The following is a 24,518-nucleotide window of genomic DNA, read 5'->3' as shown; positions in this document are numbered from 1 at the left end:
CACCTCCCAAATCCCGCGCCTTCGCCGAAGGCACGGGTGCACCTATGAACCTTGGGAGACGGCCCCATGACCCAGCAGTCAGTGGAGCCCGAGATCACCGCCGAGGACGCGGGCGCGGGTTCCCGCGTCCCCGGCGGACGGTCCTGGCTCGACCGGTACTTTCACATATCCCACCGGGGATCCACGGTCGCGCGTGAGGTGCGCGGCGGCATCACCACCTTCATGGCGATGGCGTACATCGTCCTGCTCAACCCCGTGATCCTGTCCGGCAAGGACGCCGCCGGGGACACCCTGGGCCAGAAGGCCCTGATCACCGCGACGGCGCTCGCCGCGGCGGTCACCACGCTCCTGATGGGCTTCGTCGGCAAGGTGCCGCTCGCCCTGGCCGCCGGGCTCTCGGTGTCCGGCGTGATCGCCGGGCAGGTCGTCCCGCAGATGACCTGGCCGCAGGCCATGGGCATGTGTGTGATGTACGGCGTGGTGATCATGCTGCTCGTGGTCACCGGGCTGCGCGAGATGATCATGAACGCGATCCCGCTCGCCCTCAAGCACGGCATCACCATGGGCATCGGCCTGTTCATCGCCATCATCGGCCTGGTCAAGGGCGGCTTCGTCCACGCGGGCAAGGCGACCCCGCTCACCCTCGGCCCGGCCGGGGAACTCGCCGGCTGGCCGGTCCTGCTCTTCGCGGGCACCCTGCTGCTGATCTTCATGCTCCAGGCCAGGAACATGCCCGGCGCCATCCTGATCGGCATCGTCACCGGCACGATCGTCGCGGCGATCCTGAACGCCACCGGGGTCATCGACCCCGAGCAGTGGGCCAACGGCGCACCCGAACTGCACGGCAGCGCGGTCTCCATGCCGGACTTCTCGCTCTTCGGCGACCTGGAGTTCGGCGGCTGGGGCGAGGTCGGCGCGATGACGGTCGGCATGATCGTCTTCACGCTGGTGCTCGCCGGGTTCTTCGACGCGATGGCCACCATCATCGGCGTCGGCACGGAGGCCAAGCTCGCCGACGAGAAGGGCCGCATGCCGGGCCTGTCGAAGGCGCTGTTCATCGACGGCGCCGGCGGGGCCATCGGCGGCGTGGCGGGCGGCTCCGGCCAGACCGTCTTCGTCGAGTCCGCGACCGGCGTCGGCGAGGGGGCCCGCACCGGGCTCGCCTCGGTCGTCACCGGCGCGTTCTTCGCGGCCTGCCTCTTCTTCACGCCGATCACCGCGATCGTGCCGCAGGAGGTCGCCTCCGCCGCGCTGGTCGTCATCGGGGCGATGATGATGATGAACGCCCGGCACGTGGACTGGGCCGACCGGGCCACCGCGATCCCCGTCTTCCTGACCGTCGTCCTGATGCCGTTCACGTACTCGATCACGGCCGGGGTCGCCGCCGGTGTCATCTCCTACGTCGCCATCAAGGTCGCGCAGGGCAAGGCCCGGGAGATCGGCGCGTTCATGTGGGCCCTGACGGTGATCTTCGTCGTCTACTTCGCCCTGAACCCGATCGAGGGCTGGCTGGGCGTGCACTAGGCGCCACGACGGGAACCCTTCACGTACCCGTCGGCCGAGGAGGACCGGAAGATGCTGGACATCGCCGAAGAGCTGCACCGGTGGGTCGAGCGGGGTCGCGACTTCGCCGTGGCCACCGTGGTGGCCGTCGGCGGCAGCGCGCCCCGGCCGCCCGGCGCCGCACTCGCGGTGGACGCCGACGGCACGGTGGTCGGCTCGGTCTCCGGCGGATGCGTGGAGGGAGCCGTGTACGAGCTGTGCCGGCAGGCCCTCCAGGACGGCGAGACCGTCCTGGAGCGCTTCGGGTACGGCGACGAGGACGCCTTCGCCGTCGGGCTGACCTGCGGCGGGGTCATCGACGTCCTCGTCACTCCGGTACGGGCGGCCGATCCGGTCCGCCCGGCCCTGGCCGCCGCGCTCGCCGCCGCCGCGCGCGGGGAGACGGCGGCCGTGGCACGCGTGGTGAGCGGTCCGGCCGAGCTGGTGGGCCGCGCGCTGGCCGTCCGGGCGGACGGCACCCGCACCGGCGGCCTGGGCGGACACCCCGAGCTGGACCGCACGGCGGCCGCCGAGGCGGGTGCCTTCCTGGCCGCCGGGCGCACCGGCACGCTGGAGATCGGCGAGCAGGGCTCGCGGTGCGGAGCTCCGCTGACGCTGCTGATCGAGTCGTCCGTCCCGGCCCCGCGCATGATCGTCTTCGGTGCGATCGACTTCGCCTCGGCGCTGGTCCGGGTCGGCAGGTTCCTCGGCTACCACGTGACGGTGTGCGACGCCCGCCCCGTCTTCGCCACCCCGGCCCGCTTTCCGGACGCGGACGAGATCGTCACCGAGTGGCCCCACGAGTACCTGGCGCGTACCGCCGTGGACGCGCGCACGGTGCTGTGCGTCCTGACCCACGACGCCAAGTTCGACATCCCGCTGCTCCGGCTGGCGCTGCGCCTCCCGGTGGCGTACGTCGGCGCGATGGGCTCCCGCCGCACCCACCTCGACCGCGAGGCCCGCCTGCGCGAGGCCGGGGTGGGCGCATCGGAGCTGGCCCGCCTCAGATCGCCGATCGGCCTCGACCTCGGCGCCCGCACCCCCGAGGAGACGGCGCTGTCCATCGCCGCCGAGATCGTCGCGACCCGCCACGGCGGCACGGGCACCTCGCTGACCGGCGCCCACACCCCCATCCACCACGACGGCCCGACGGCCCCGCCGGGGCGCGTCGGTTCGGCGGCGTAGCGAGACCGGGACGCGGACGCGCGGCGCTTGGCGGGGTCGTACGGAACGGTGCCGGTCGGTTCTCCGGTGTGCGGGGTCCCGGTTCTGGTCGGGGTATGGGTTCTGATCAGGGTTTCGTCGAGTCGGGCTCAGTCTCGGCCGGGGTCCCTTCTGGGCAGGGTCACGTCGGTGACCACCGGGCGGTGGTCGGAGGCCGTGGGCTCGGGCGGGACCGTGGTGTCGCGTACGCGTACGTCCTTGCTCACGGTCACGTAGTCGATGCGCTTCACCGGGGCCTCGGCCGGATACGTGCCGGGGGCCCCGGCCCCCGCGTCGCGCAGGTCCTTCCACAGCGGCGCCAGTTCGGGCGCCGAGGGCTCGGCGTTGAAGTCGCCCAGCAGGAACTGGTGCGCGCCCGGCAGCTCCGCCCGCTCCCTCGCCATGATCCGCCGGGTGTCCGCGACCTGGGCCCGGCGCACCGCCGGGTCCGCCCGGTAGTCGAGGTGGGTCACGAAGACCTGCACCGGCACCCCGCGCACCTTGAGCGTCACCTCGCCGAAACCGGGCGCGGGGGCCGGCACCGGGTTCTCGTCCTGCGTGGACAGGCGCGTGATCTCGTGGTTCGTCGCGGAACGGACCGGGAAGCGGGACAGCACCGCCACGCCGTACTCGCGCCGGGGTTCCCCCGCCGTCACGGGATCGAGGCTGTAGATCGGCGCGAAGGAGACCCGCATACCGAGCCGCCGGGCCAGTTCCCCGGCCACGTCGAGCCCCTGGCTGCGGGCTCCCCAGTGCACGTCGACCTCCTGGAGGCCGATCACGTCCGCGTCGAGGGCGCGCAGCGCGGCGGCCTGCCGGTCGAGGTCGAAGACGCCGTCCGAGCCCGCCCCGGCGTGGATGTTGTAGGTGGCGACGCGCAGCGGGACGGAGTGGCCCCGCTCGGCGTCGGCCGAGGCGGGCGGTGCCGCCACGGCCAGGGTCAACAAAGCACCCGCGAGGGACAGTTGGGTGAAGGTGCGCGCTCTGAGAGACATGCCGGCACGCTACGCGGGAAACGGCCTCCGCGCGGCGCGCGGCGCGATCCCGACCGCGACCCGTTCCCCGCCCGCAACCCCCGGTTCACGGCTGCCGGAGCAGATGGTCGACCGTGCGGCCGAAGACATGGTGCCCGGCGCGGCCGAGCGGGCCGTCGAGGAAGGGCGGCAGGAACCGGACGTCCAGTTCCTCGCGCCACATGACACGGGCCCGGTCGTCGGGCGCCGGCCGGACCTCGATCTCCGCCCAGCCCCGGACCACCCGGCCGCGCTTTTCCAGCCGGCACCGGCCGGGGGCGTCCGGGCGCGGGGGCCGCCAGAGCGTCACCTCCATCGGGTCGTCGAAGGCGAGCGGCCCGGCCCCCGTGCGGGCCACGACCACCGTGCCCCGGCGGGTGGGGCCGGGCGGTTCGGCGGTGACCCGGGTCAGCGGGACGGTGTCGCCGTGCCGCTCCCACCGGGTGAGCCGGCGCCAGGCCTCGGCCGGGACGAGCGGAACGGTGCGTTCGAGCGAGAGGACGGCCACCGGACGATCGTAGGCAACGCGCCCACCGGTGGTGCGGTACCGGCCATCCCGTACCGGTGGTGGCGTGCCTACCGGTAGACCTTGCCCGGCTCGGCCTTCCCCGGGGCCAGCAGCTGGGGGACCGTCACGAAGACGTAGCCCCGCTTCTTGAGCGCGTCGATGATCCCGGGCACGGCCGGCACGGTGCCGTCGTAGATGTCGTGCAGCAGGATGATGCCGTCCCGGGACGCCTGGTCCAGGACCCGTTCGGTGATCAGGTCGGAGTCGGTCGTCCGGTAGTCCTTGGCGGTCACCGTCCACAGCACCTCCGCCAGACCCAGCTCGCGGCTGATGTCGTGGACCGTGTCGTCCGTGCGGCCCTGCGGCGGGCGCATCAGGGTGGGGCGCTTGCCCGTGAGGCGCTCTATCTCCTTGTTGGGGCGCTCCAGCTCCTCGCGTATCTCGTCCGGCCCGGCGTCCGTGAGGATCTTGTGGGTCCAGGTGTGGCTGGCGACCTCGTGGCCCTCGTCGGCCATGCGCCTGACCAGCTCGGGATAGGTGTCGATGTGCCGCTTGCCGAGCAGGAAGAAGGTCGCCGGGACCTGCTTCTCCTTGAGTATGTCGAGCAGCCGGGCGGAGTTCTCGCTCGGTCCGGCGTCGAAGGTCAGCGCGATGCACTTGGCGTGCGCGCAGTCCACGGTGCCCAGTGCGCCCGCGCGGGCCCGGGTGCCGGACGCGCCGGCCTTGCCGTCGGCCGGGGCGTCGGCGGCGTCGGCGGCGTTGCGGACGGAGCTGGGGGAGTGCGTCTCCAGTTTCGTGCAGCCGCTCAGCGCGAGGCTGAGCGAGGCCGCGGCCGCGAAGGTCGCGAGCACACGCAACCTGGTCCCCGTTTTCTTCATCTTCCTGGTCAGCGAAGGCATGCGAGGACTATACGCTGTGTGTATATATGTGGTTCATAGTGCCCTCGAATAGCCGTTCGGGGTAGTGCAGGTCCTCACCGGGTTACTCAGCCGACACACACGTGACGGTGAGAGTGAGGAGGACCCCCGTGAGCAGCGAGACCCCCGTGAGCGAGAGCCCCGTGGGCGGGCGCACCTGGCGCCGGGCCCTGGTGACCGGCGGAGCCGGGTTCGTCGGCTCCCACCTGTGCGGCCGCCTGCTCGACGCCGGCACCGACGTCGTCTGCCTCGACAACCTGGCCACCGGCTCCCGCTCCAACGTGGCCGACCTGGAACGACGGCGCGGCTTCCGGTTCGTCCGGGGCGACGCCACCGACCCGGCGGCCCTGCGCGGTCTGCCCGGCCGGTTCGACCTCGTCCTGCACTTCGCCTGCCCCGCCTCGCCCGCCGACTACCTCCGGCTGCCCCTTCAGACCCTCGACGTCGGCAGCACCGGCACCCGCAACGCCCTGGAGCGGGCCCACGCCGACGGCGCCCGCTTCCTGCTCGCCTCCACCTCCGAGGTCTACGGCGACCCGCTGGAGCACCCGCAGCGCGAGACGTACTGGGGCAACGTCAACCCGATCGGCCCGCGCAGCGTCTACGACGAGTCCAAGCGCTTCGCCGAGGCCCTGGTCACCGCCCACCGCCAGGTGCACGGCACCGACACCGCCATCGTGCGGATCTTCAACACCTACGGCCCCCGCATGCGCACCGGCGACGGCCGGGCCGTCCCCACCTTCATCGCGCAGGCGCTGGACGGCATGCCGCTCACCGTCGCCGGCGACGGCGGCCAGACCCGCTCCCTGTGCTACGTCGACGACACCGTGGCGGGCGTCCTGGCCCTCGCCGCCTCCGCGGAGACCGGGCCGATGAACATCGGCGGCGACGACGAGATCACCATGCTGGAACTGGCCCGCCGGATCGTCGACCTCACCGGCTCCGGCTCCCGCATCCGCTTCGTCGAACGCCCCGTCGACGACCCCGGCCGACGCAAGCCGGACACCACCCTGGCCCGGGAACGGCTCGGCTGGCGGCCGAGCGTGAGCTGGAACGAGGGGCTGGAGCGGACCATCGGCTGGTTCGCGCACGCCGTCGCCGCCTGATCCGGGCCCGGAAACGTCACTTACGGTGACAAAGCGGCATATCTCCGGAAGTGACCTGTCTTCACGTGTTTGAGGCAACTGCCCCGCGGCACCCGCCCCGCCGAGAGAGGAGCCCGCCCCATGCGCATCCTTGGTGTCAACGCCCTGTTCCACGACCCGGCCGCCGCGCTCGTCGTCGACGGCCGGACCGTTGCGGCCGCCGAGGAAGAGCGGTTCAGCCGACGCAAGCACGGCAAGCGCCCGGTGCCGTTCTCCGCGTGGGAGGTCCCCGAGCTGTCCGCGCGCTGGTGCCTGGAACACGCCGGGATACGGCCCGGCGAACTGGACGCCGTCGCCTACTCCTTCGACCCCCAGCTCGCCCGGCCCGCCCGAGACCTGGGACTGGACGACCCCTGGGACCCGCTGCGGCTCGCATACGCCCGCCGGGCCCCCGAGTTCCTCGCCGACGCGCTGCCAGGACTTGACCCGGACCGGGTCGCCTTCGTCCCGCACCACGTGGCCCACGCCGCCTCCGCGGGACCGGCCTCGCCGCACCCCGACAACGACGTCCTCGTCCTCGACGGCCGCGGCGAGTCCGCCTCCCACCTGGCCGGCCGCTACCGCGACGGCAAGCTCGACGTCCTCGCCACCCAGGCGCTGCCGCACTCGCTCGGCCTCGTCTACGAGGAACTCACCGCACACCTCGGCTTCCTGCGCAGCAGCGACGAGTACAAGGTGATGGCCCTCGCCTCCTACGGAACGCCCCGCTTCGCCCCGCGGTTGCGCGAGCACGTCCACGCCACCGGCGACGGCGGCTTCCGCGCCCACGGCGTCGACTGGGCGGCCCTCGCCCCGCCGCGCGCCAAGGGCGAGGACTGGACCCGGGACCACGCGGACCTGGCGGCCAGCACCCAGGCCGTCCTGGAGGAACTGCTCCTCGAACTGGTCCATTGGCTGCACGGCGAGGCCGGGGGCGAGGCCCTGACCATGGCGGGCGGCGTCGCGCTGAACTGCGTCGCCAACGCGCGGATCGCCGCGCGCGGCCCGTACCGGCACGTGTGGGTGCAGCCCGCCGCCGGCGACGCGGGCACGGCCCTCGGCGGCGCCCTGCACGTGTCCGCCGCCCAGGAGGGCGCCGCGCCCGAGCCGATGCCCGGCGTCGACCTCGGCCGCGGCTGGCGCGACGACGAGATCCGCGCCTGGCTGGAGACCGCCGCGATCCCCTACGAGGAGCCGGACGACATCGCCGAGACCGTCGCCGAGGAGCTGGCCCGGGACGGGATCGTCGCCTGGTTCCAGGGCCGCAGCGAGTTCGGGCCGCGCGCCCTCGGACACCGCTCCCTGATGGCCCACCCCGGACGCGCGGAGAACCTGGAACGCCTCAACCACGTCAAGGGCCGCGAGGAGTTCCGCCCCGTCGCGCCCATGGTGCTCGCCGACCGGGCCGCCGACCTCTTCACCGGGCCCCTCCCCAGCCCGTACATGCTCTTCGTGCACGACGTCGCCCCCGCCTGGCGCGAACGCGTCCCGGCCGTCGTCCACGTCGACGGCACCGCCCGCATCCAGACCGTCGAGGAGCGCCGTGAGCCGCTCGTCGCGCGGATGCTGGCCGCCTTCGAACGGCGCACCGGGCTGCCGGTCGTGGTCAACACCAGCCTCAACACCGCCGGCCGACCCATGGTCGACGACCCGCGCGACGCACTGGAGTGCTTCGGCTCGGCGCCCGTCGACCTGCTCGCCATCGGCCCCTTCGCGGTGCGCCGGGGACGGGTGTTCGCATGAGCACCGCTCCCGGAACCGGCGGCCCGCGCACCGGCTACGCCGTCGTCGTCCCGACCCTGGTGCGCGACACGCTGGCCGACTGCCTGGCCGCGCTGGTCGCCGCGCACGGCCCCCACCCCGACGAGATCGTCCTGGTCGACGACCGGCCGGGACCCGACGCCGACCCGGACGCGCTGGAACACGCCCTGACCGTCCTCGGCGACCTGCGCGAGCGCACGGTGGTGCTGCGCAGCGGGGGCCGCGGACCGGCCGCCGCCCGCAACACCGGTTTCCGCGCGGTCACTTCCCCCTGGACCGCCTTCCTCGACGACGACGTCCAGGTCGGCCCGCACTGGTGCGACCAGCTGATCCAGGACCTCGCCGAGGCGGCACCCGACACCGGCGCCGTCCAGGGCGTGATCGCCGTACCGCTGCCGGGCGAGCGCCGCCCCACCGACTGGGAACGCGGCACCGCCGGTCTCGCGCAGGCCCGGTGGATCACCGCCGACATGGCCTACCGCACGGACGTGCTCAAACAGGTCGGCGGCTTCGACGAACGCTTCACCCGCGCCTTCCGCGAGGACGCCGACCTCGCGCTGCGCGTCCTCGACGCGGGCTGGCGCATCCGGCGGGGCCGCCGCACCACCCGCCACCCCGTACGGTCCGCCTCGCGCTGGGTGTCCCTGCGGCAGCAGCGCGGCAACGCCGACGACGCCCTGATGCGGCGGCTGCACGGCCCCGACTGGTGGGCCAAGGCGGTCGCGCCCCGGGGCCGGATCCGGCGCCACGCGGCGATCACCGCCGCCGGCACCGCCGCCCTCGTCCTCGCGGCGGCCGGACGTCCCCGGGCCGCCGCGGTCGCGGGGGCCGGGTGGGCCGGGGGGACCGCCGAGTTCGCCTGGGCCCGCATCGCGCCCGGACCGCGCACCCGGCACGAGGTCATGACCATGCTGGCCACCAGCGCGCTCATCCCGCCCGCCGCGACCTGGCACCGGCTCAGCGGACTCTGGCGCCACCGTGCCGCCCCCGCCTGGCGGGAGACGGCCGCATGAACTCCGTAGGCAGCCCGGTGAAGGCCGTCCTCTTCGACCGCGACGGCACCCTCGTCCACGACGTCCCCTACAACGGCGACCCGGAGCGGGTCAGGCCCGTCGACGGCGCCCGCGAGGCGGTGGCGCTGCTGCGGGAGCACGGTGTCCGCGTCGGCGTCGTCACCAACCAGTCCGGGGTGGCCCGCGGCCTGATCAGCGACGGCGACGTCCGGCGCGTCAACCGCCGCATCGACGACCTGATCGGCCCCTTCGACGTCTGGGCCGTCTGCCCGCACGGCCCCGACGACGGCTGCCACTGCCGCAAGCCGCAGCCCGGCATGATCCTGTGGGCGGCCGGACGCGTGTGCACCGGCCCCGCCGACTGCGTCGTCATCGGCGACATCGGCGCGGACCTGGAGGCCGCCGAACGCGCCGGCGCCCACGGCATCCTCGTCCCCAACGACCGCACCCGCCCGCAGGAGACGGCCGCGGCGGCCCATGTCGCCCCGGACCTCCTCACCGCCGTACGGGCCCTGCTCGACGGCCCGCCCAGGGGCCGGGTCCTGGCGAACGAGCGGCCCATCGAGGGTGCGTACGGTGCCGGGGCAGGTGGCCCGGCGCGCGGCCCACCGGCGACGGCCACGGCCAGGCGCACGGCGACGGCCACGGCCAGGCGCACGGCGACGGCCACGGCCAGGCGCACGGCGACGGCCACGGCCAGGCCCACGGCGACGGCCACGGCCAGGCCCACGACGACGGTCGGAAACGTCCCGCGGCGCGGCAGGGCACGGGCGAACCGGGAGCGGACCCGAGCGCCCGAAGGCGGGCCACCGCCGAACGCGGCGGGATGGGGCCTGACGGGGACGCGCGCGGTGGTGGGGCGGACGGCGCTGCCGGCCGAGGCCGGTCGCAGGCCCCGGACCCCGCCCCTGACTCCGGGCAGGGCGGGGACTCCCGCCCGGTGACCCGGTCGCGCGCCGTCCGTGGCGGCGACGACAGCCGTGGGAGGTCGACATGAAGGCGCTCGTCACCCGGCTCGACAGCTTCGGCGACGTGCTGCTCGCCGGGCCCGCCGTGCGAGCCGTCGCCGCGCGGGCCGACCACGTCACCCTGCTGTGCGGGTCCCGCGGCGCGCCCGCCGCCCGGCTGCTGCCCGGCGTCGACGAGGTGCTGGTGTGGGAGGCGCCGTGGGGCGGGTTCGAGCCGCCCGAGGTGAGACGGGAGGACATCGACGCGCTCGTGGAGCGGATCGACGCCGACACCGCGCTGATCCTGACCTCCTTCCACCAGTCCCCCCTGCCCACCGCCCTGGTACTGCGCCTGGCCGGTGTCCGCTACCTCGCCGCCGACAGCGTGGACTACCCCGGATCGCTCCTCGACCTGCGCCACCGGCGCGCCCCGCACGCCCACGAGGCCCAGGCGGCACTGGACCTCGCCGAGGCCGCCGGGTTCCCGTGCCCCGACGACGGGCGGCTCCGGGTGCACCCGCCACCCCCCGCCGACGCCCTCACCGGCCCCGGCCCCTACGTCGTCCTCCACCCCGGCGCCAGCGTCCCCGCCCGCGCCTGGAGCCCCGAGCGCGCCGCCGAGGCCGTACGCGAACTCGCCGCCGCCGGACACCGCGTGCTGGTCACCGGCGGCCCCGGCGAGCGCGAGCTCACCGCACACGTCGCCGGGGCGCACGGCACCGACCTCGGCGGCCGCACCGACGCCCCCGAACTGGCCGGCGTCCTCGCGGGCGCGGCCGTCGTCGTCACCGGCAACACCGCGCCCGCCCACCTCGCCGCCGCCGTCGGCACCCCCGTCGTCTCCCTGTTCGCCCCCGTCGTACCCGCCGAGCGCTGGCGCCCGTACGGCGTCCCCTACGTCCTGCTGGGCGACCAGGACGCGCCCTGCGCCGACAGCAGGGCCCGCGACTGCCCCGTCCCCGGCCACCCCTGCCTGAACACCGTCACGGCCACCGACGTGGCCGCCGCCGTCGAGAAACTGCTGGGGGAGACATGAGGATCCTCATCTGGCACGTGCACGGGTCGTGGACCACGGCCTTCGTGCAGGGCCCGCACACCTACCTCGTCCCCGTCACCCCCGACCGCGGACCCGACGGCCTCGGCCGCGCCCGCACCTGGGACTGGCCCGACTCCGTCGTGGAGGTACCGCCCGAGCGGCTGCGGGACCAGGACATCGACCTCGTGGTCCTCCAGCGCCCGCACGAACTCGACCTCATCGACCGCTGGCTGGGCCGCCGCCCGCCACTGGTCTACCTGGAGCACAACGCCCCCGACGGCGACGTGCCCCGCACCCGCCACCCGGCCGCGGACATCCCGGGCGCCACCCTCGTCCACGTCACCCACTTCAACCGGCTGATGTGGGACGCGGGTGGGGCGGACACCGCCGTCGTCGAGCACGGCGTCGTCGACCCCGGCCACCGCTGGACCGGCGAGCTGGAACGCGCCGCCGTCGTCGTCAACGAGCCGATCCGGCGCGGGCGTACGACCGGAACCGACCTGCTCCCCGTGTTCGCCCGCGCCGCCCCGCTCGACGTGTTCGGCATGCGCACCGAAGGCCTCGCCGAGCACCTCGGCGTCGCCCCCGACCGCTGCCGCACCCAAGACGTCCCCCAGCGGGAGCTGCACGCCGAGCTGGCCCGCCGCCGCGTCTACGTCCACCCCGTCCGCTGGACCTCCCTCGGCCTGTCCCTGCTGGAGGCCATGCACCTGGGCATGCCCGTGGTCGCCCTCGCCACCACCGAGGTCACCGAGGCCGTACCGCCCGGCGCCGGGGTGGTGTCCAACCGCATCGACGTACTGACCGACGCCGTACGCGACTTCCTCGCCGACCCGCCGCACGCGCGGGCGGTCGGCGAGGCGGCCCGTACGGCGGCCCTGGCCCACTACGGGCTGCCCCGCTTCCTGGACGACTGGGAGCGGCTGCTCAAGGAGGTGACCCGATGAGGATCGCCATGGTGTCCGAGCACGCGAGCCCCCTCGCCGCGCTCGGCGGTGTCGACGCCGGGGGGCAGAACGTCTACGTGGCCCGTCTCGCCGAGGAGTTGGCGGGGCGCGGGCACGACGTCACGGTCTACACCCGCCGGGACGCCACCGACCTGCCCGACCGGGTGCCCCTGCCCGGCGGCGCGGTCGTCGAACACGTACCGGCCGGGCCGCCCGTGTCCGTGCCCAAGGACGAACTCTTCCCGCACATGCCCGCCTTCGGCGCCCACCTGGCCCGCGCCTTCGCCCGGGAACGGCCCGACGTGGTGCACGCCCACTTCTGGATGTCCGGCATGGCCGCGCAGATCGGCGCGGGCCCGCATGGCATCCCCCTCGTCCAGACCTTCCACGCCCTCGGCACCGTCAAGCGGCGCCACCAGGGCATGCGGGACACCAGCCCCTACGAGCGCATCGGCATCGAACGGCAGCTCGGCCGGAGCTGCGAACGGGTCCTGGCCACCTGCACCGACGAGGTCGTGGAACTCGGCGACATGGGTGTCCCGCCCCGGCAGGTCTCCGTCGTGCCCTGCGGGGTGGACGCCGAACACTTCCACCCCGCGGCCGACACCGGCCGCACCCCCGAGCGACACCTGCGGCACCGGCTGCTCGCCTGCGGACGACTCGTCCCCCGCAAGGGCTACGACCTGGCCATCCGCGCCCTGGCCCACATCCCCGACACCGAACTCCTCATCGCCGGCGGCCCGCCCGCCGGCGCCGTGGAGGCCGAACCCGAAGCACGGCGCCTGATGGGCGTCGCCCGCCGGGCCGGCGTCGCCGACCGGGTCCGGCTGCTCGGCGCGGTCGACCCGGACGGCATGCCCGCCCTGCTCCGCAGCTCCGACCTGGTGCTGTGCACCCCGGTGTACGAGCCGTTCGGCATCGTGCCGCTGGAGGCCATGGCGTGCGGGGTACCGGTCCTCGCCACCGACGTCGGCGGCCACCGCGACTCCGTCGCCGACGGCGTCACCGGGCGCCTGGTCGCCCCGCAGGACCCCGACGCCGTCGCCGAGACCGCCCGCGAACTCCTCGCCGACGAGCGGCTGCGCCGCCAGTACGGCAGGAACGGCCGCGAACGCGTCCTGCGGCACTACACATGGGCGCGCGTCGCCGACGGCGCGGAACAGGTGTACCGCCTGACCCGTTCCGAGCACGCGATGTCGACGGAGGTGGCGTCATGACCGTGCACCCGCCCGTCGTGGGGCACTGCGACGAACTCCTGGAGGCACTGGGGGCGTTCCGCGCCTCCGCGCACGTCACCGAGCGCTGGGGCGAGCGGCTCGCCGCAGTGCTGGGCGGCGGCGGCCGGCTGCTCGCCGCGGGCAACGGCGGCAGCGCCGCCCAGGCCCAGCACCTGACGGCCGAACTCGTCGGCCGCTACCGCGACGACCGCCCACCGTTCTCCGCGATCGCCCTCCACGCCGACACCTCCTCCACCACCGCCATCGCCAACGACTACGGCGTGGACGAGGTGTTCGCCCGCCAGGTCCGCGCCCACGGCCGCGCGGGCGACGTCCTGATGCTGCTGTCCACCAGCGGCGCCAGCGCCAACCTGCTCTCCGCGGCCGACGCCGCCCGCACGGCCGGGGTGCGGGTGTGGGCACTCACCGGCTGCGCCCCCAACCCGCTCATGGCGGGCAGCGACGAGTCGCTGTGCGTCGAGGCGCCCTCGACGGCCACCGTCCAGGAGATCCACCTGGTCGCCGTCCACATGATCTGCGCGGCCTTCGACGCGGCCGTCGAACGCGGCCCGCGCGGCGCACGGACCGCCAAGAGCGCGGGGCGCGCCGGACGCGCGGCACAGCGGAAGCGGAGGTGACGGGACACATGGCCGCCATGGCTGACAGGACACCGCTGGTCGTGGTCGGCGACGCGCTGCTCGACCGCGACCTCACCGGCTCCGCCGACCGGCTCGCACCGGACGCGCCGGTCCCGGTCGTCTCGGAGTGCGCCGAGCGGATCCGCCCGGGCGGCGCCGCCCTCGCCGCCTACCTCGCCGCCCGCGACGGGCGCGAGGTCACGCTGATCGCGGGCGTGGGCGACGACCCGGCCGGGCTCGCCCTGCGCGAACTGCTCGCTCCCTGGCTGACCCTGATCCCGCTGCCCCTGACCGGCACGGTGCCGGAGAAGACCCGCGTCCTCGCCCAGGACCGCCCCGTGGTCCGCCTCGACCGGGGCGGCGGCCGGGTCCGCGAGGCCACCGACGAGGCCCGCGACGCGCTGCGCTCCGCGCGCGCCGTCCTGGTCTCCGACTACGGCCGGGGTGCCGCGGACGCCCTGCGCGACGTGCTTGCCGCCCGCCCGCCGCTGGTCTGGGACCCGCACCCGCGCGGGGGGCCGCCGGTCCCCGGCACCCGCCTGGTGACGCCCGCGGAGAAGGAGGCCCACGGCTTCGCGCCGGACCGGGAACACCCGGGCGGCGGCCTGCGCGCCGCCGCGCTCGACGCCGCCGCCCTCGTACGGGACTGGCGCGTGGCCGCGGTGTCGGTGACCCTCGGCCCGCGCGGCGCCCTCCTGTCCTACGGCGAGCACCCCCTCCTGGTGCCCGCGCCCGCCGCCCACCACGGCGACTCCTGCGGCGCGGGGGACCGGTTCGCGGCCACCGCGGCGGGGCTGCTCGCCGACGGGGCGCTGGTGGGGGAGGCCGTCGAGGGCGCGGTGAGCGCCGCCACCGCCTTCGTCGCCGCGGGCGGCGCGGCGGCCGTACCCCCGGCCGACTCCGGCCCGGCCCCCGCCTCGCCGCCCGACACCGACGACCCCGGTGCCCTGACCGCCCGGATCCGCGCCGAGCACGGCACGGTCGTCGCCGCCGGTGGCTGCTTCGACCTCCTGCACGCCGGACACGTCGGCCTCCTCCAGGCCGCCCGGCGGCTCGGCGACTGCCTGGTCGTCTGCGTCAACTCCGACGCCTCCGTCCGGCGCCGCAAAGGCGGTGGCCGCCCGGTCAACCCCCTCGACGACCGCGTCCGGGTGCTGCGCGCCCTCGCCTGCGTCGACGCCGTCGCCGTCTTCGACGAGGACACCCCCGAACGCCTCCTCGGCGACCTGCGCCCCGACGTCTGGGTCAAGGGCGGCGACTACGCCGGGGCCGACCTCCCCGAGGCCGCGCTCCTCCAGGAGTGGGGCGGCCAGGCGGTCCTCCTGCCCTACCTCGACGGCCGCTCCTCCACCGCCCTGCTGGCCCGCGCGGCGGAGGGGGCCCGATGAGGCGGGGGACGCGCGGGGCACGGGACACGGCGGCCGGGGACCGAGGGTTCCCCGACGCGTCACCCACCACCGTCACGGACGCCCGGAGGCAGGGCGGGCGGGCGATGGCGCCGCCCGCGCAGCGGGAGACCTCGGCCATCACGCCGTCATCCGTCGGTGCGGTGGGGGCCGCTCGGGGGGAGGGCGCTGGAGAGGGCCGCTCCGCACACGCGAGGGCCGCGAGGGCCGCGAGCACGGAGGCCACCGGGGCTGCCAGGTCGGCCGCGTCGGCCGCGTCGGCCGCGTCGGCCGCGTCGGTCGTGTCGGTCGGCTCGGCCGGTGGGCCCGTGACCGGGGATCCCGTGCATCCCCCGCCCTCGGTGCCGGGGCGGACGGCACGGCCCGGCTCGGTGGCGGTCCCGTACGGCGACGGCGGGGCCGTACCCCGCGTCCTGGTCCTGCGGGCCCTCGGGCTCGGGGACCTGCTCGCCGGGGTGCCCGCCCTGCGGGCGCTGCGGCGGGCGTACCCCGGGCACGAGCTGGTGCTGGCGACCCCCGCCGAACTGGCCCCCGTGGCCGCCGCGACCGGCGCCGTGGACCGGGTACTGCCCGCCGCAGCGCCCGGCCGGGCCGTCCCGCGCACCCTCGACTGGACCGGGCCGCCCCCCGACGTCGCCGTCGACCTGCACGGCAACGGGCCGCCCAGCCACCGTCTGCTGACCCGGCTGCGCCCGCGCCGGCTGCTGGCGTTCGCGCACCCCGACACCCCCGAGGTGGACGGCCCGCCCTGGTACGCCGAGGAGCATGAGCGCGAACGCTGGTGCCGGCTGCTGCGGGCGTACGGCATCGACGCCGACCCCACCGATCTGCGGCTGCCGCGCCCGCCGGCACCGTCCCCTGCCCCCGGCGCCGTCGTCCTGCACCCCGGCGCCGGTGCCCCTTCCCGCTGCTGGCCCGTGGAGCGGTACGCGGCCGTCGCCGAGGCGCTGCGCGCCCGGGGACGCCGGGTCGTGGTCACCGGGGGAGCGGACGAGGCGGACCTGGTGGCCCGGCTGGCCAAGCGCGCCGACCTGCCCGACACGGACGTGTTCGGCGGCGGCCTGCCCTACGACCGGCTCTCCGCCCTGGTCGCGGACGCCCGTGCCGTCGTCAGCGGCGACACCGGCATCGCCCACCTCGCCGTCGCCCACGCGACCCCCTCCGTCACCCTCTTCGGCCCGGTCCCGCCCAGCCGGTGGGGCCCGCCGCCCCACCCCCGCCACCGAGCCCTGTGGCACCCGGGCCCGGACGGCGACCCGCACGGCCGCCGCACCGACCCCGCGCTGCTGCGGATCACCCCTGACGCCGTACTGCGCGCACTCGACGCACTCGACGCCCTCGATATCCCGGACGCCCCGGACGTCCCGGACGTCCCGGACGTCCCGGACGCCCCGGAAGGGGGACCATGAACCACCCCGCGCACCACGGCCCGGCGGCCACCCGCGAACGAACCCGTCCCGGCCCCACGAAACCGGCCCCCGTCGGCATCGTCATCGCCACCCGCAACCGCCGCGCGAGCCTCGACGTCACGGTGCGCAACCTGCTCGCCCTGCCCGAGCGGCCCGAGGTCCTCGTCGTCGACAACGCCTCCACCGACGGCACCCGCGCCATGCTGGCCCGCGACTTCCCCCAGGTCCGCGTCCTCGCCCTGCCGGTCAACCGCGGCGCCCTCGCCCGCACCCACGGGGTCCGCGCCCTCAAGACCCCGTACGTGGCGTTCAGCGACGACGACTCCTGGTGGGCACCCGGCTCGCTGCGCGCCGCCGCCCGGCACTTCGACGCGCACCCCCGGCTCGGACTGCTCTCCGCCCGCACCCTCGTCGGACCCGCCGACGCCGCGGACCCCCTCAACGACCTGCTGGCCGACTCCCCGCTCGGCACGGCCACCGACCTGCCCGGCACCCAGGTGCTCGGCTTCCTCGGCTGCGCCGCCGTCGCCCGGCGCACCGCGTACCTGGACGCGGGCGGCTACCACCCGCTGCTCTTCTTCGGTGGCGAGGAGACCCTCCTCGCCTACGACCTCGCGGCCCGCGGCTGGGGCGTCACGCACTGCCCCGACGTGGTGGCCCACCACCACCCGGACCCCCGGCCCCGCACCGGCCGCCCGGCCGTCGTACGCCGCAACGAACTCCTCACCGCCTGGCTGCGCCGCCCCCTCCCGCACGCCCTGGCCCGCACCCGCGTCCTCGCCGCCGACGCCCGGCGCGACCCGCACGCCCGGCACGCCCTGCGCGAGACGCTCACCCGCCTGCCCGCCGCGCTGCGCGCCCGCAGACCCCTGCCCCCGCACGTGGAACGCGCCGCCCGCCTCCTCGACGGCGGCGAGGGCGACGGCGCGGGCACGGCGGCGGGAGCGGGCCCGGGCGCAGGCACCGGAGCGGCCTCATGACGGACACCCGGACCACCGTCGTCGTCATCACCCACAACCGGTGCCCCGAACTGCTGCACACCCTGGACCGGCTCGCCGAACTCCCCGAAGCACCCCCGGTGATCGTCACCGACAACGGCTCCACCGACGGCACGGCCGCCGCCGTCGCCCGCCACCACCCCGGCGTACGACTGCTGCGACCCGGCCGCAACCTCGGCGCCGTCGGCCGCAACCTGGCGATCCGCCGGGTCACCACCCCCTACGTAGCCTTCTGCGACGACGACTCCTGGTGGGCGCCGGGCTCCCTGTCCGGGGCCGCGGACCTGCTCGACCGGTACCCGGCAATCGGCTCGGTCACCGCCCGCATCCTGGTCGAACCGGACGGCACCGAGGACCCGATCGTCGAGGAACTGCGCGACTCGCCCGTGCCCCGCCCCGACTGGCTCCCGGGACCGGCGCTCGGCTCCTTCCTGGCCGCCGCGACCGTCCTGCGCACCGACGCCTTCCGGGCCGCGGGCGGCTTCCACCCCCGGCTGTGGCTGGGCGGCGAGGAGGAACTGCTCGCCGCCGACCTCGCCGCGAACGGCTGGTGGCTGACGTACGCCGACCAGCTGACCGTCCACCACCGGCCGTCCGGGGTCCGGGACCCGACCGTGCGCAGGTCGCACGGCATCCGCAACACCCTGTGGTTCACCTGGCTGCGCCGCCCCGTCGGCCCCGCCTTGCGCCGCACCCTCCACCTGGCCCGCACCGTCCCCCGCGACACCGCGTCCCTGCGCGCCTTCGCGGAGGCGACGGCCGCCCTGCCGTGGGTGCTGCGCGAACGCCGGGTGCTGCCGCCGGAGGTCGAGGCGCGACTGCGCTCGCTGGAACCCGCCCAGCGCGGCTCGACGGCCCGCAGCTACACCGGCTGAAACCCCGAGGACGCCTCGCGGGACCAACCCTCCGCCCGGCGAGGACGCCCGGTAAGGCCCGGGGGCTAACCCTGCGTCCACCGGCACAGCAGCCGGAACACCGCGAACAGGGTCACCGGCCACACTCCGGCGAACGCCCAGATCACGCCGGGCGCGGCGGTGACGATGCCGACGACCATCAGCGTCACCGACACGGCGAGCAGCCAGAGCACGGTCGGGGTGCTCGGCCGGCAGGCCGCGAGGCGGGCGGGATGCGGGAGACGGCCGAGCCGCAGGGTGCGCAGGCGCCGGTCGAGGCGGCGGTCGCGGCGCAGGGCCCCTTCGATCTCGTCGAGGACGCGTTGCTCGTGAGGGGAGAGCCGGCCTGTGGACACGATGTCTCCTCCCGGGAGGCGGACCGACCCTGGCCGAGTGCCCGCGCCGCTGCGCGGTCAACCGTCCGGCGCCACCCCGGCACCTCCGCTCCCCGGCGCGGCCCGCAACGCGGCCACCAGGCCGTCCGCCGCGTCCGGCACCGGGTCCGCCGCACGGAACCCCGCGCCGATCCGTGCCGCCACCGCCCGCCCGTCGGTCAGACACCAGTGCCACCAGTGCTCCAGCACCTCCTTGGCGGGCGCCCGGTCCGGCCGTCCGGCGGCCACCAGCGCCGGCCAGCCGCAGGCGCGGGCCTGCGCCGTCACCTTCGCGCCGCCCTCGACCGGGTCCACCGCCAGGACCGGAACACCGGCCCGCAGCGCGAGCACCAGCCCGTGCAGCCGGTCGGTGACGACCAGGTCGAGGCGGGCCAGTACGGACTCCAGCTGGGCCGGCGTGCCGCACAGCCGCCAGTCGTGCGCGTCCAGCCGGGTCTCCAGCTCCAGCCGGGCGCAGTCCCGGCCGGCCAGCCAGCGGGTCAGCACGGCGGCGACCTCCTCGTGCCGTCGGCGGCCCCCGTACTCCTGCTGCCCGCGGGTGAGCACCACCCCGACGACGGGCACCTTCGAAAGCGCCGGAGCGCGGGCCGCGAGGTCCGGCCCCGGTGCGGTTCCCGGGGCGTCGCGGGCCAGCACCCGGTGGAAGCCGGTCACGGCCGGGGAGCGCGGATCGACGACGGAGACCCCGACCGCGATCCGCACGCAGTGCGCGAACCGCCGGTGCACCTCCTCGACCTGCGGCCCGTGCACCGGCCCGCACACGAACACCAGCCGGGAGTACGCCGCCGGGTCCACGTCGTCGAAGTGCGCGCCGTCGGCGCGGAAACCGGGGCTCCACACGACGTCGTACGCCAGCCCCGCGTCGCGCAGCACGCGTTCCACCCGCATCAGCGCCAGCACGTCCCCGGCCGTCGCCTCCCCGTGCAGGAAGCTGAACCAGCCGGTCACCAGGATTCGGTCCCGTCCGCGCACAGTGCCCCCGGGTGCCCCGCCCGCGGCCAGGCAACCCCCGCGACGACGGCCGGCGCCCCCCGCCCCCGCCGACCGGGGGACCTGCCGGCAGGGTCGCGGACGGAACGGATCGCGGACAGTATCCGTCCTAAATCCCCGCTACCGTGCAGGGCATGACGACCAAGGCAGCGACGACCGCCCCCGTCCTCGGCATCCGGGCCCTCAACCGCGCCACCCTCGCCCGCCAGTTGCTGCTGCGCCGCGCGGCGATGTCCGCCGAGGCCGCCGTCGAGCACCTCGTCGGTCTCCAGGCGCAGAACGTGAAGCCCCCGTACCACGCGCTCGCCGCCCGCCTCGACGGCTTCACGCCCGAGGACCTGTCCGCGGCGATGGCCGACCGCCGCGTCGCCCGGCTCGTCACCCTGCGCTCGACCATCCACACCCACACCGCCGACGACTGCCTCACCCTGCGGCCCCTGGTGCAGGCCGCCCGGGAAAGGGAGCTGAAGACGTTCCGCGCGGGCCTGACCGGCGTCGACCTGGACCGCCTCGCCCGCCTCGCCCGGGAACTGGTCGAGGCCGAACCGCGCACCCCGGGGCAGTTGCGCGAGGCCCTCGGCGCCCAGTGGCCCGACGCCGACCCGCAGGCCCTGTCCGTCGCCGCACGCTGCCGGCTCCCGCTCGTCCAGGTGACGCCGCGCGGACTGTGGGGCAGGAGCGGCCAGGTCACGCTCACCACCGCCGAGCACTGGTTCGGCCGCCCCGCGCGCCCGGCGCCGGCACCGGAGGACACCGTGCTGCGCTACCTCGCCGCCTTCGGACCCGCGTCGGTGAAGGACATGCAGACCTGGGCCGGCCTGACCCGCCTCCGGGACGCCTTCGAACGGCTCCGCCCCCGCCTCGCCACCTTCCGCGACCCGGGCGGCACCGAACTCTTCGACCTCCCCGACGCGCCCCGCCCCGACCCGGACACCCCGGCCCCGCCGCGTTTCCTGCCCGAGTACGACAACCTGCTCCTCTCCCACGCCGACCGCGCCCGCGTCGTCCCGCCCGAGCACAGGGGCCGTACCTGGAAGAAGAACCAGGCCTACCGCGTCCTGCTCGTCGACGGCTTCGTGGCCGGACTGTGGAAGACCGAGGACGGCGCCCTGGTCGTCGAGGCCTTCGACCGCCCCTCGAAGACCCGGCGGGACGAGATCGCCGCCGAGGGCGAGCGGATGCTCGCGACGCTGCACCCCACAACGGCGTACGACATCCGCCTCGGGACCGTACGCGGCTGAACCGGCGGCCCCGTGGGGGCGGCAGGCATGGAGAGGGGGCGTTGCGGGCCGCTCGTGGAGGCCCGCAACGCCCCCTGGTCTTGCGCCCGAGGGGTACTCAGGGGGTCAGACGGCGACCGGTCCGGAGCGGCTGAGCCCGGACATGAGTCTCCTCAGGTGGTGGCCGGTGGGGGTCGCACGGGCGTGGGGGGTGGCACGGGGGTCTCGGGACAGACCCCCGTGTGCCCGGGCTGTCGGCACGTGCTCACGCTAGAACCGGCGGTCCGGGGCACCCAATGAGGGAACCCCCTAACGGCGTCGGGCAGGGAAAACCCTCGGTTCACCGGAGGTAAACCCGACGGCCCCCGGGAAGGCCCTTCTCAGTCCGGGCGCCGGCCCGCCGCCAGCCGCACGATGTCGACCCGGGACCGGATCCCCAGCTTGCGGTAGACCCGGGTCAGGGTCGCCTCGACGGTCTTGACGCTGACGAACAGCCGGGCGGCGATCTCCCGGTTGGTCGCGCCCTCCATCACGAGCGAGGCCACCTGACGCTCCATCGCGGCGAGCCCCGCCAGCGTGTCCGGCTCGGATGCCGGCACCGGTGGCGTCCCCGCCGCCCGCGCCGCGACGGCCGCCTCCACCCGCCGCAGCCAGGGCAGCGCCCGGCACCTTCTGAACAGCCGCGCCGCCTCGTCGTACGACGCCGACTCCGGGGCCCGGCCCGGCCGTTCGGCGTGCAGCTCGGCCAGGGCGAAGACCGCCCGGGACTCCTCCAGGCCGAACCCCAGCCCGGCCAGCCGCTCCCGCGCCGACGTCAACCGTGCCACGGCCGCCCGGTGTTCACCCCGCGCCGCCCGCACCAGGGCCTCGGACCGGTCGAGGACGGCCAGCACGCTCTGCCGCCCGAGCCGCAGCGCGTGCGCCCGGGTGACCTCGATGACGTCCATGGCCTCGGCCGGCTCCCCGGTGCGCACCAGGGCCTCCGCCAGGTCGCCCTGCCACCGGCCGCGCGCCGGATCGGTGATCCCCGCGCCGGCCTCCAGCTCCCGCACCCGCCGCAGCACCCGTACGGCCGCCGCCGCGTCGTCCGCCGCCAGGTGCGCGTGGCCGAGCGCGGCCAGCGCCCGCGGCAGGTACACGGCGTCACCGTCCCCCTCCGCCCGCCGCACCGCCTCCCGCGCCAGCTCCAGGGCGCGGCGGGGCTCGCCGCCCGCGGCCTCCGCGAGCGCGGCCTGCATCGCGCCCGCGCCCTCCCCGATGCCCGCGTCGCGCGCCAGGGTCAGGCTCTCCCGGGACAGTTCCAGGGCCCGGCCGCAGTGGCCGGAGTGCAGCTCGGTCTCCGCGAGGAAACGCAGGTAGTGGACCTCGCTCTCGGCCATGCCGCGCCGGCGCACCTCGCGCAGCAGCGCGGTGACCGCGGTCCGCGCCTCGGCCAGCCGGTCGCTCATCACCAGCCACCGGAACCGGGAGGAGCCCGCCCCGTTGTGATGGCACGCCACCCGCGCGTCCTGCGGCTCCTGGAGCGCCCGCTGGATGGTCGCCGGGGCGTCCGGGTGGCCCATCAGCGTCTCCGACTGCGCCTGGAAGGCGAGCGCGAGGAGCTCGGTGCGCCGGTCCCCGGCCCGCGCCGCCAGCCGGGCCGCGTGCGCGGCCTCCTGACGGCCCTGGGCGAAGTTGCCCTGCACCACCAGGGAACGCCAGGCCAGCTGGTAGTGGACCAGGGCGAGCAGCCGCGGGTCCTCGCCCGCGTCGGCCAGGGCCTGCGGGAAGACGGCGTCGACCTCGCCGATGGCCTGCCCGGCCGCCTCGATCACCGCCATCCAGGCCCGTACCCGCTCACCGGGCGCGGTGGCCCGGGTCAGCACCTCGCGGGCGACGTCCCGGGCGAGGTCCTGCTCGCCCGCGGTGATCGCGTCCTCGGCGGCCGTCAGCCGGCGCTCGTCCGGGCCCGGAATGCCGTCCGCCGGGGTGTGGTGGGCGGCCAGCAGCCCCAGCGAGGCGGCCACCGACGGCGCCCCGCGGTCCCGGGCCAGCGCCGCGGCCTCCGCGAGCCGCGCCGCCACCCGGGGGTCGGTGCCCGTGGTGGCCAGGGCCAGGTGCCGGGCGCGCTCGATCGGATCGAAGGCGGCCGTGGACAGGGCGGCGTGCGCGGCCCGCCGCTCCGGCGCCGGGGCCTCGGCGTACAGCGCGGCCGAGATCAGCGGATGCGCGAACCGTACGGTCGGGCCGTCCGGGTCCGGCGCCAGCAGTCCGAGCGCCGCCGCCTGCGCGGTCTCCGCCTCGGCGTTGCCCCGGCCGGCCGCGTGCAGCAGCGCCGGGGTGGGGCGGGCTCCGGCGCTGGCCACCAGGAGGGTGCGGCGCGCCTCGTCGGAGAGCATCTCCAGGCGGGACAGGACCAGGGCGCGCAGCGAGGTCGGCACCGGCAGCGGCTCGCCCGGACGCGGTGCCGCGGGGCTCTCGGCCAGGGCCCGGCCCAGCTCCAGGGCGAACAGCGGATTGCCGCCGCTGGTGCGGTGGATGTCGCGGACCGTGGACCGGTGCAGGCCCGAGTAGCCGCGGCCCTCCAGCAGCGTCGAGACCTGGGCGCGGGTCAGCGGGCCCAGGCGCACCGCGCGGGTGTCCGGCGGGGAGGCGCGCAGATGGCGGTCGTACTCCGCGTTCTCGGTCTCGGGCCCCTCGGTGCGCACCGCGCACAGCATCCGCACCGGGGTGTCGCCCAGGCGGCGGGCGGCGAAGCCGAGGAGTTCCGTGCTGGCCGGATCGAGCCACTGGAGGTCGTCGGCGACGACGAGGACGGGCCCCGCGACGGCGAGGGCCCGCAGCGCGGACAGCACCGCCAGGCGCAGCGCGAGGCCGTCGCGCTGGAGCGTGGACTCGCCGCGGCCGGTCAGCGCGGACTCCAGCGCGGTGCGCTGGGCGGCGGGCAGCACGGGGGAGACCTCGTCCAGGACCAGGCCCAGGAGGTCGGCGAGGGCGAGGAAGGGGAGATGGGATTCGGACTCGGTGGCGGAACAGCGCAACACGGTGTGGGCCGTGCGGGCGTATTCCGCGGCCAGGGCGCGCAGGACCGTCGACTTTCCAATTCCGGCGGGTCCGTGCAGCAGCACACTGCCGCCCCGGGTGAGCTGCTCACGCGCCGCGCCGAACGACTCCTCCCGCCCGATGACCAGGTCGGAGGGGCATCCGGCAGCGTCCGCGAAGTCCCGTGGCACGGTGACCGCTCCCCTCCGTGTGTCGTGTCCGGGCCAATATTAGGCATCGGGCATTGCGGGGCGGAGGGACGGCGAGGAGACCCGAATAACAAACACCGGGCCGCCGGAAAGCAAACACCGCCGAGAAAT

The 24,518-nt window shown here is 75.9% G+C and carries 20 protein-coding genes and 1 pseudogene; 15 read left to right on the top strand and 6 right to left on the bottom strand.

Features of this window, described 5'->3' with window-relative positions:
- The first annotated feature begins 66 nt into the window (after positions 1 to 66).
- Positions 67 to 1,524, top strand: a complete 1,458-nt coding sequence (locus IE94_RS0105460) for an NCS2 family permease (RefSeq protein WP_030178970.1) — start codon at positions 67 to 69, stop codon at positions 1,522 to 1,524.
- 51 nt (positions 1,525 to 1,575) lie between these two features.
- Positions 1,576 to 2,727 (top strand): XdhC family protein, encoded by a 1,152-nt coding sequence (locus IE94_RS0105455; protein WP_030178968.1) that lies wholly within the window; start codon positions 1,576 to 1,578, stop codon positions 2,725 to 2,727.
- Between the two features lie 128 nt (positions 2,728 to 2,855).
- Here IE94_RS0105455 and IE94_RS0105450 read toward each other — a convergent pair whose 3' ends face one another.
- The 3 genes from IE94_RS0105450 to IE94_RS0105440 form a co-directional block, all read right to left on the bottom strand.
- Positions 2,856 to 3,740 carry an endonuclease/exonuclease/phosphatase family protein gene (locus IE94_RS0105450; protein ID WP_030178966.1) on the bottom strand — a complete coding sequence of 295 codons (885 nt, stop codon included), beginning with the start codon at positions 3,738 to 3,740 and terminating at the stop codon, positions 2,856 to 2,858.
- A gap of 85 nt (positions 3,741 to 3,825) precedes the next feature.
- On the bottom strand, positions 3,826 to 4,266 hold the full coding sequence (locus IE94_RS0105445) for an SRPBCC family protein (RefSeq protein ID WP_030178964.1): 441 nt from the start codon (positions 4,264 to 4,266) through the stop codon (positions 3,826 to 3,828).
- A 68-nt stretch (positions 4,267 to 4,334) separates the two neighbouring features.
- Positions 4,335 to 5,144 carry a polysaccharide deacetylase family protein gene (locus IE94_RS0105440; RefSeq protein WP_030178962.1) on the bottom strand — a complete coding sequence of 270 codons (810 nt, stop codon included), beginning with the start codon at positions 5,142 to 5,144 and terminating at the stop codon, positions 4,335 to 4,337.
- Between the two features lie 149 nt (positions 5,145 to 5,293).
- Here IE94_RS0105440 and IE94_RS0105435 point away from each other — a divergent pair, with 149 nt between their 5' ends.
- The 12 genes and pseudogenes from IE94_RS0105435 (at position 5,294) to IE94_RS0105380 (ending at position 18,554) form a co-directional block, all read left to right on the top strand.
- Positions 5,294 to 6,289 carry an NAD-dependent epimerase/dehydratase family protein gene (locus IE94_RS0105435; protein WP_425337951.1) on the top strand — a complete coding sequence of 332 codons (996 nt, stop codon included), beginning with the start codon at positions 5,294 to 5,296 and terminating at the stop codon, positions 6,287 to 6,289.
- Positions 6,290 to 6,409: 120 nt separating this feature from the next.
- The gene (locus IE94_RS0105430; protein WP_030178958.1) at positions 6,410 to 8,050 is read left to right on the top strand and encodes a carbamoyltransferase family protein; all 1,641 of its coding nucleotides are present in this window, start codon (positions 6,410 to 6,412) and stop codon (positions 8,048 to 8,050) included.
- The gene (locus IE94_RS0105425) at positions 8,047 to 9,081 is read left to right on the top strand and encodes a glycosyltransferase family 2 protein (RefSeq protein ID WP_030178956.1); all 1,035 of its coding nucleotides are present in this window, start codon (positions 8,047 to 8,049) and stop codon (positions 9,079 to 9,081) included. The genes IE94_RS0105430 and IE94_RS0105425 overlap by 4 nt, the downstream gene beginning before the upstream one ends.
- Positions 9,078 to 9,656, top strand: a pseudogene (locus tag IE94_RS0105420) (D-glycero-alpha-D-manno-heptose-1,7-bisphosphate 7-phosphatase); the annotation flags it as partial. The gene IE94_RS0105425 and the pseudogene IE94_RS0105420, both read left to right, overlap by 4 nt.
- A 418-nt stretch (positions 9,657 to 10,074) precedes the next feature.
- Positions 10,075 to 11,064, top strand: a complete 990-nt coding sequence (locus IE94_RS0105415; protein ID WP_030178953.1) for a glycosyltransferase family 9 protein — start codon at positions 10,075 to 10,077, stop codon at positions 11,062 to 11,064.
- Complete coding sequence (locus tag IE94_RS0105410; RefSeq protein WP_030178952.1) at positions 11,061 to 12,011, top strand: glycosyltransferase; 951 nt, start codon at positions 11,061 to 11,063, stop codon at positions 12,009 to 12,011. The genes IE94_RS0105415 and IE94_RS0105410 overlap by 4 nt, the downstream gene beginning before the upstream one ends.
- Positions 12,008 to 13,228 carry a glycosyltransferase family 4 protein gene (locus IE94_RS0105405; RefSeq protein WP_030178950.1) on the top strand — a complete coding sequence of 407 codons (1,221 nt, stop codon included), beginning with the start codon at positions 12,008 to 12,010 and terminating at the stop codon, positions 13,226 to 13,228. The genes IE94_RS0105410 and IE94_RS0105405 overlap by 4 nt, the downstream gene beginning before the upstream one ends.
- Entirely contained in the window at positions 13,225 to 13,866 is a 642-nt protein-coding gene (locus tag IE94_RS0105400; protein ID WP_030178949.1) for a D-sedoheptulose-7-phosphate isomerase, read from the top strand. The genes IE94_RS0105405 and IE94_RS0105400 overlap by 4 nt, the downstream gene beginning before the upstream one ends.
- Positions 13,867 to 13,883: 17 nt before the next feature.
- Complete coding sequence (rfaE2, locus tag IE94_RS0105395; RefSeq protein ID WP_030178948.1) at positions 13,884 to 15,254, top strand: D-glycero-beta-D-manno-heptose 1-phosphate adenylyltransferase; 1,371 nt, start codon at positions 13,884 to 13,886, stop codon at positions 15,252 to 15,254.
- 389 nt (positions 15,255 to 15,643) lie between these two features.
- Entirely contained in the window at positions 15,644 to 16,681 is a 1,038-nt protein-coding gene (locus tag IE94_RS0105390; RefSeq protein ID WP_051777279.1) for a glycosyltransferase family 9 protein, read from the top strand.
- Positions 16,678 to 17,661, top strand: a complete 984-nt coding sequence (locus tag IE94_RS0105385) for a glycosyltransferase family 2 protein (protein ID WP_051777276.1) — start codon at positions 16,678 to 16,680, stop codon at positions 17,659 to 17,661. The genes IE94_RS0105390 and IE94_RS0105385 overlap by 4 nt, the downstream gene beginning before the upstream one ends.
- Positions 17,658 to 18,554, top strand: coding sequence for a glycosyltransferase family 2 protein (locus tag IE94_RS0105380; RefSeq protein WP_030178939.1), 897 nt, complete (start codon positions 17,658 to 17,660; stop codon positions 18,552 to 18,554). Before IE94_RS0105385 ends, IE94_RS0105380 begins: the two co-directional genes overlap by 4 nt.
- Before the next feature lie 65 nt (positions 18,555 to 18,619).
- On the opposite strand, the gene IE94_RS0105375 is transcribed toward IE94_RS0105380, so the two are convergent.
- Complete coding sequence (locus tag IE94_RS0105375) at positions 18,620 to 18,928, bottom strand: DUF3040 domain-containing protein (RefSeq protein ID WP_030178936.1); 309 nt, start codon at positions 18,926 to 18,928, stop codon at positions 18,620 to 18,622.
- 57 nt (positions 18,929 to 18,985) lie between these two features.
- Positions 18,986 to 19,915 carry a polysaccharide pyruvyl transferase family protein gene (locus tag IE94_RS0105370; RefSeq protein WP_051777273.1) on the bottom strand — a complete coding sequence of 310 codons (930 nt, stop codon included), beginning with the start codon at positions 19,913 to 19,915 and terminating at the stop codon, positions 18,986 to 18,988.
- Positions 19,916 to 20,091: 176 nt separating this feature from the next.
- Here IE94_RS0105370 and IE94_RS0105365 point away from each other — a divergent pair, with 176 nt between their 5' ends.
- Complete coding sequence (locus IE94_RS0105365) at positions 20,092 to 21,198, top strand: winged helix DNA-binding domain-containing protein (protein WP_030178931.1); 1,107 nt, start codon at positions 20,092 to 20,094, stop codon at positions 21,196 to 21,198.
- A 359-nt stretch (positions 21,199 to 21,557) separates the two neighbouring features.
- Here IE94_RS0105365 and IE94_RS0105360 read toward each other — a convergent pair whose 3' ends face one another.
- The gene (locus tag IE94_RS0105360; protein ID WP_030178925.1) at positions 21,558 to 24,389 is read right to left on the bottom strand and encodes a helix-turn-helix transcriptional regulator; all 2,832 of its coding nucleotides are present in this window, start codon (positions 24,387 to 24,389) and stop codon (positions 21,558 to 21,560) included.
- Positions 24,390 to 24,518: the final 129 nt, after the last annotated feature.

It is taken from the genome of Streptomyces violaceorubidus (assembly GCF_000717995.1).
GTDB lineage: Bacteria > Actinomycetota > Actinomycetes > Streptomycetales > Streptomycetaceae > Streptomyces > Streptomyces violaceorubidus.
Note: the sequence above shows the minus strand (reverse complement) of the source record. Positions and strands in the feature narration are given on the sequence as shown.

Excerpts from the sequence above, each read along its gene's own strand:
- IE94_RS0105430 (WP_030178958.1), top strand. The coding sequence starts at position 6,410 with ATGCGCATCCTTGGTGTCAACGCCCTGTTCCACGACCCGGCCGCCGCG.
- IE94_RS0105455 (WP_030178968.1), top strand. The coding sequence starts at position 1,576 with ATGCTGGACATCGCCGAAGAGCTGCACCGGTGGGTCGAGCGGGGTCGC.
- IE94_RS0105410 (WP_030178952.1), top strand. The coding sequence starts at position 11,061 with ATGAGGATCCTCATCTGGCACGTGCACGGGTCGTGGACCACGGCCTTC.
- IE94_RS0105365 (WP_030178931.1), top strand. The coding sequence starts at position 20,092 with ATGACGACCAAGGCAGCGACGACCGCCCCCGTCCTCGGCATCCGGGCC.
- IE94_RS0105400 (WP_030178949.1), top strand. The coding sequence starts at position 13,225 with ATGACCGTGCACCCGCCCGTCGTGGGGCACTGCGACGAACTCCTGGAG.
- IE94_RS0105415 (WP_030178953.1), top strand. The coding sequence starts at position 10,075 with ATGAAGGCGCTCGTCACCCGGCTCGACAGCTTCGGCGACGTGCTGCTC.
- IE94_RS0105405 (WP_030178950.1), top strand. The coding sequence starts at position 12,008 with ATGAGGATCGCCATGGTGTCCGAGCACGCGAGCCCCCTCGCCGCGCTC.
- IE94_RS0105460 (WP_030178970.1), top strand. The coding sequence starts at position 67 with ATGACCCAGCAGTCAGTGGAGCCCGAGATCACCGCCGAGGACGCGGGC.
- IE94_RS0105425 (WP_030178956.1), top strand. The coding sequence starts at position 8,047 with ATGAGCACCGCTCCCGGAACCGGCGGCCCGCGCACCGGCTACGCCGTC.
- IE94_RS0105440 (WP_030178962.1), bottom strand. The coding sequence starts at position 5,144 with ATGAAGAAAACGGGGACCAGGTTGCGTGTGCTCGCGACCTTCGCGGCC.
- IE94_RS0105450 (WP_030178966.1), bottom strand. The coding sequence starts at position 3,740 with ATGTCTCTCAGAGCGCGCACCTTCACCCAACTGTCCCTCGCGGGTGCT.
- IE94_RS0105385 (WP_051777276.1), top strand. The coding sequence starts at position 16,678 with ATGAACCACCCCGCGCACCACGGCCCGGCGGCCACCCGCGAACGAACC.
- IE94_RS0105380 (WP_030178939.1), top strand. The coding sequence starts at position 17,658 with ATGACGGACACCCGGACCACCGTCGTCGTCATCACCCACAACCGGTGC.
- rfaE2 (WP_030178948.1), top strand. The coding sequence starts at position 13,884 with ATGGCTGACAGGACACCGCTGGTCGTGGTCGGCGACGCGCTGCTCGAC.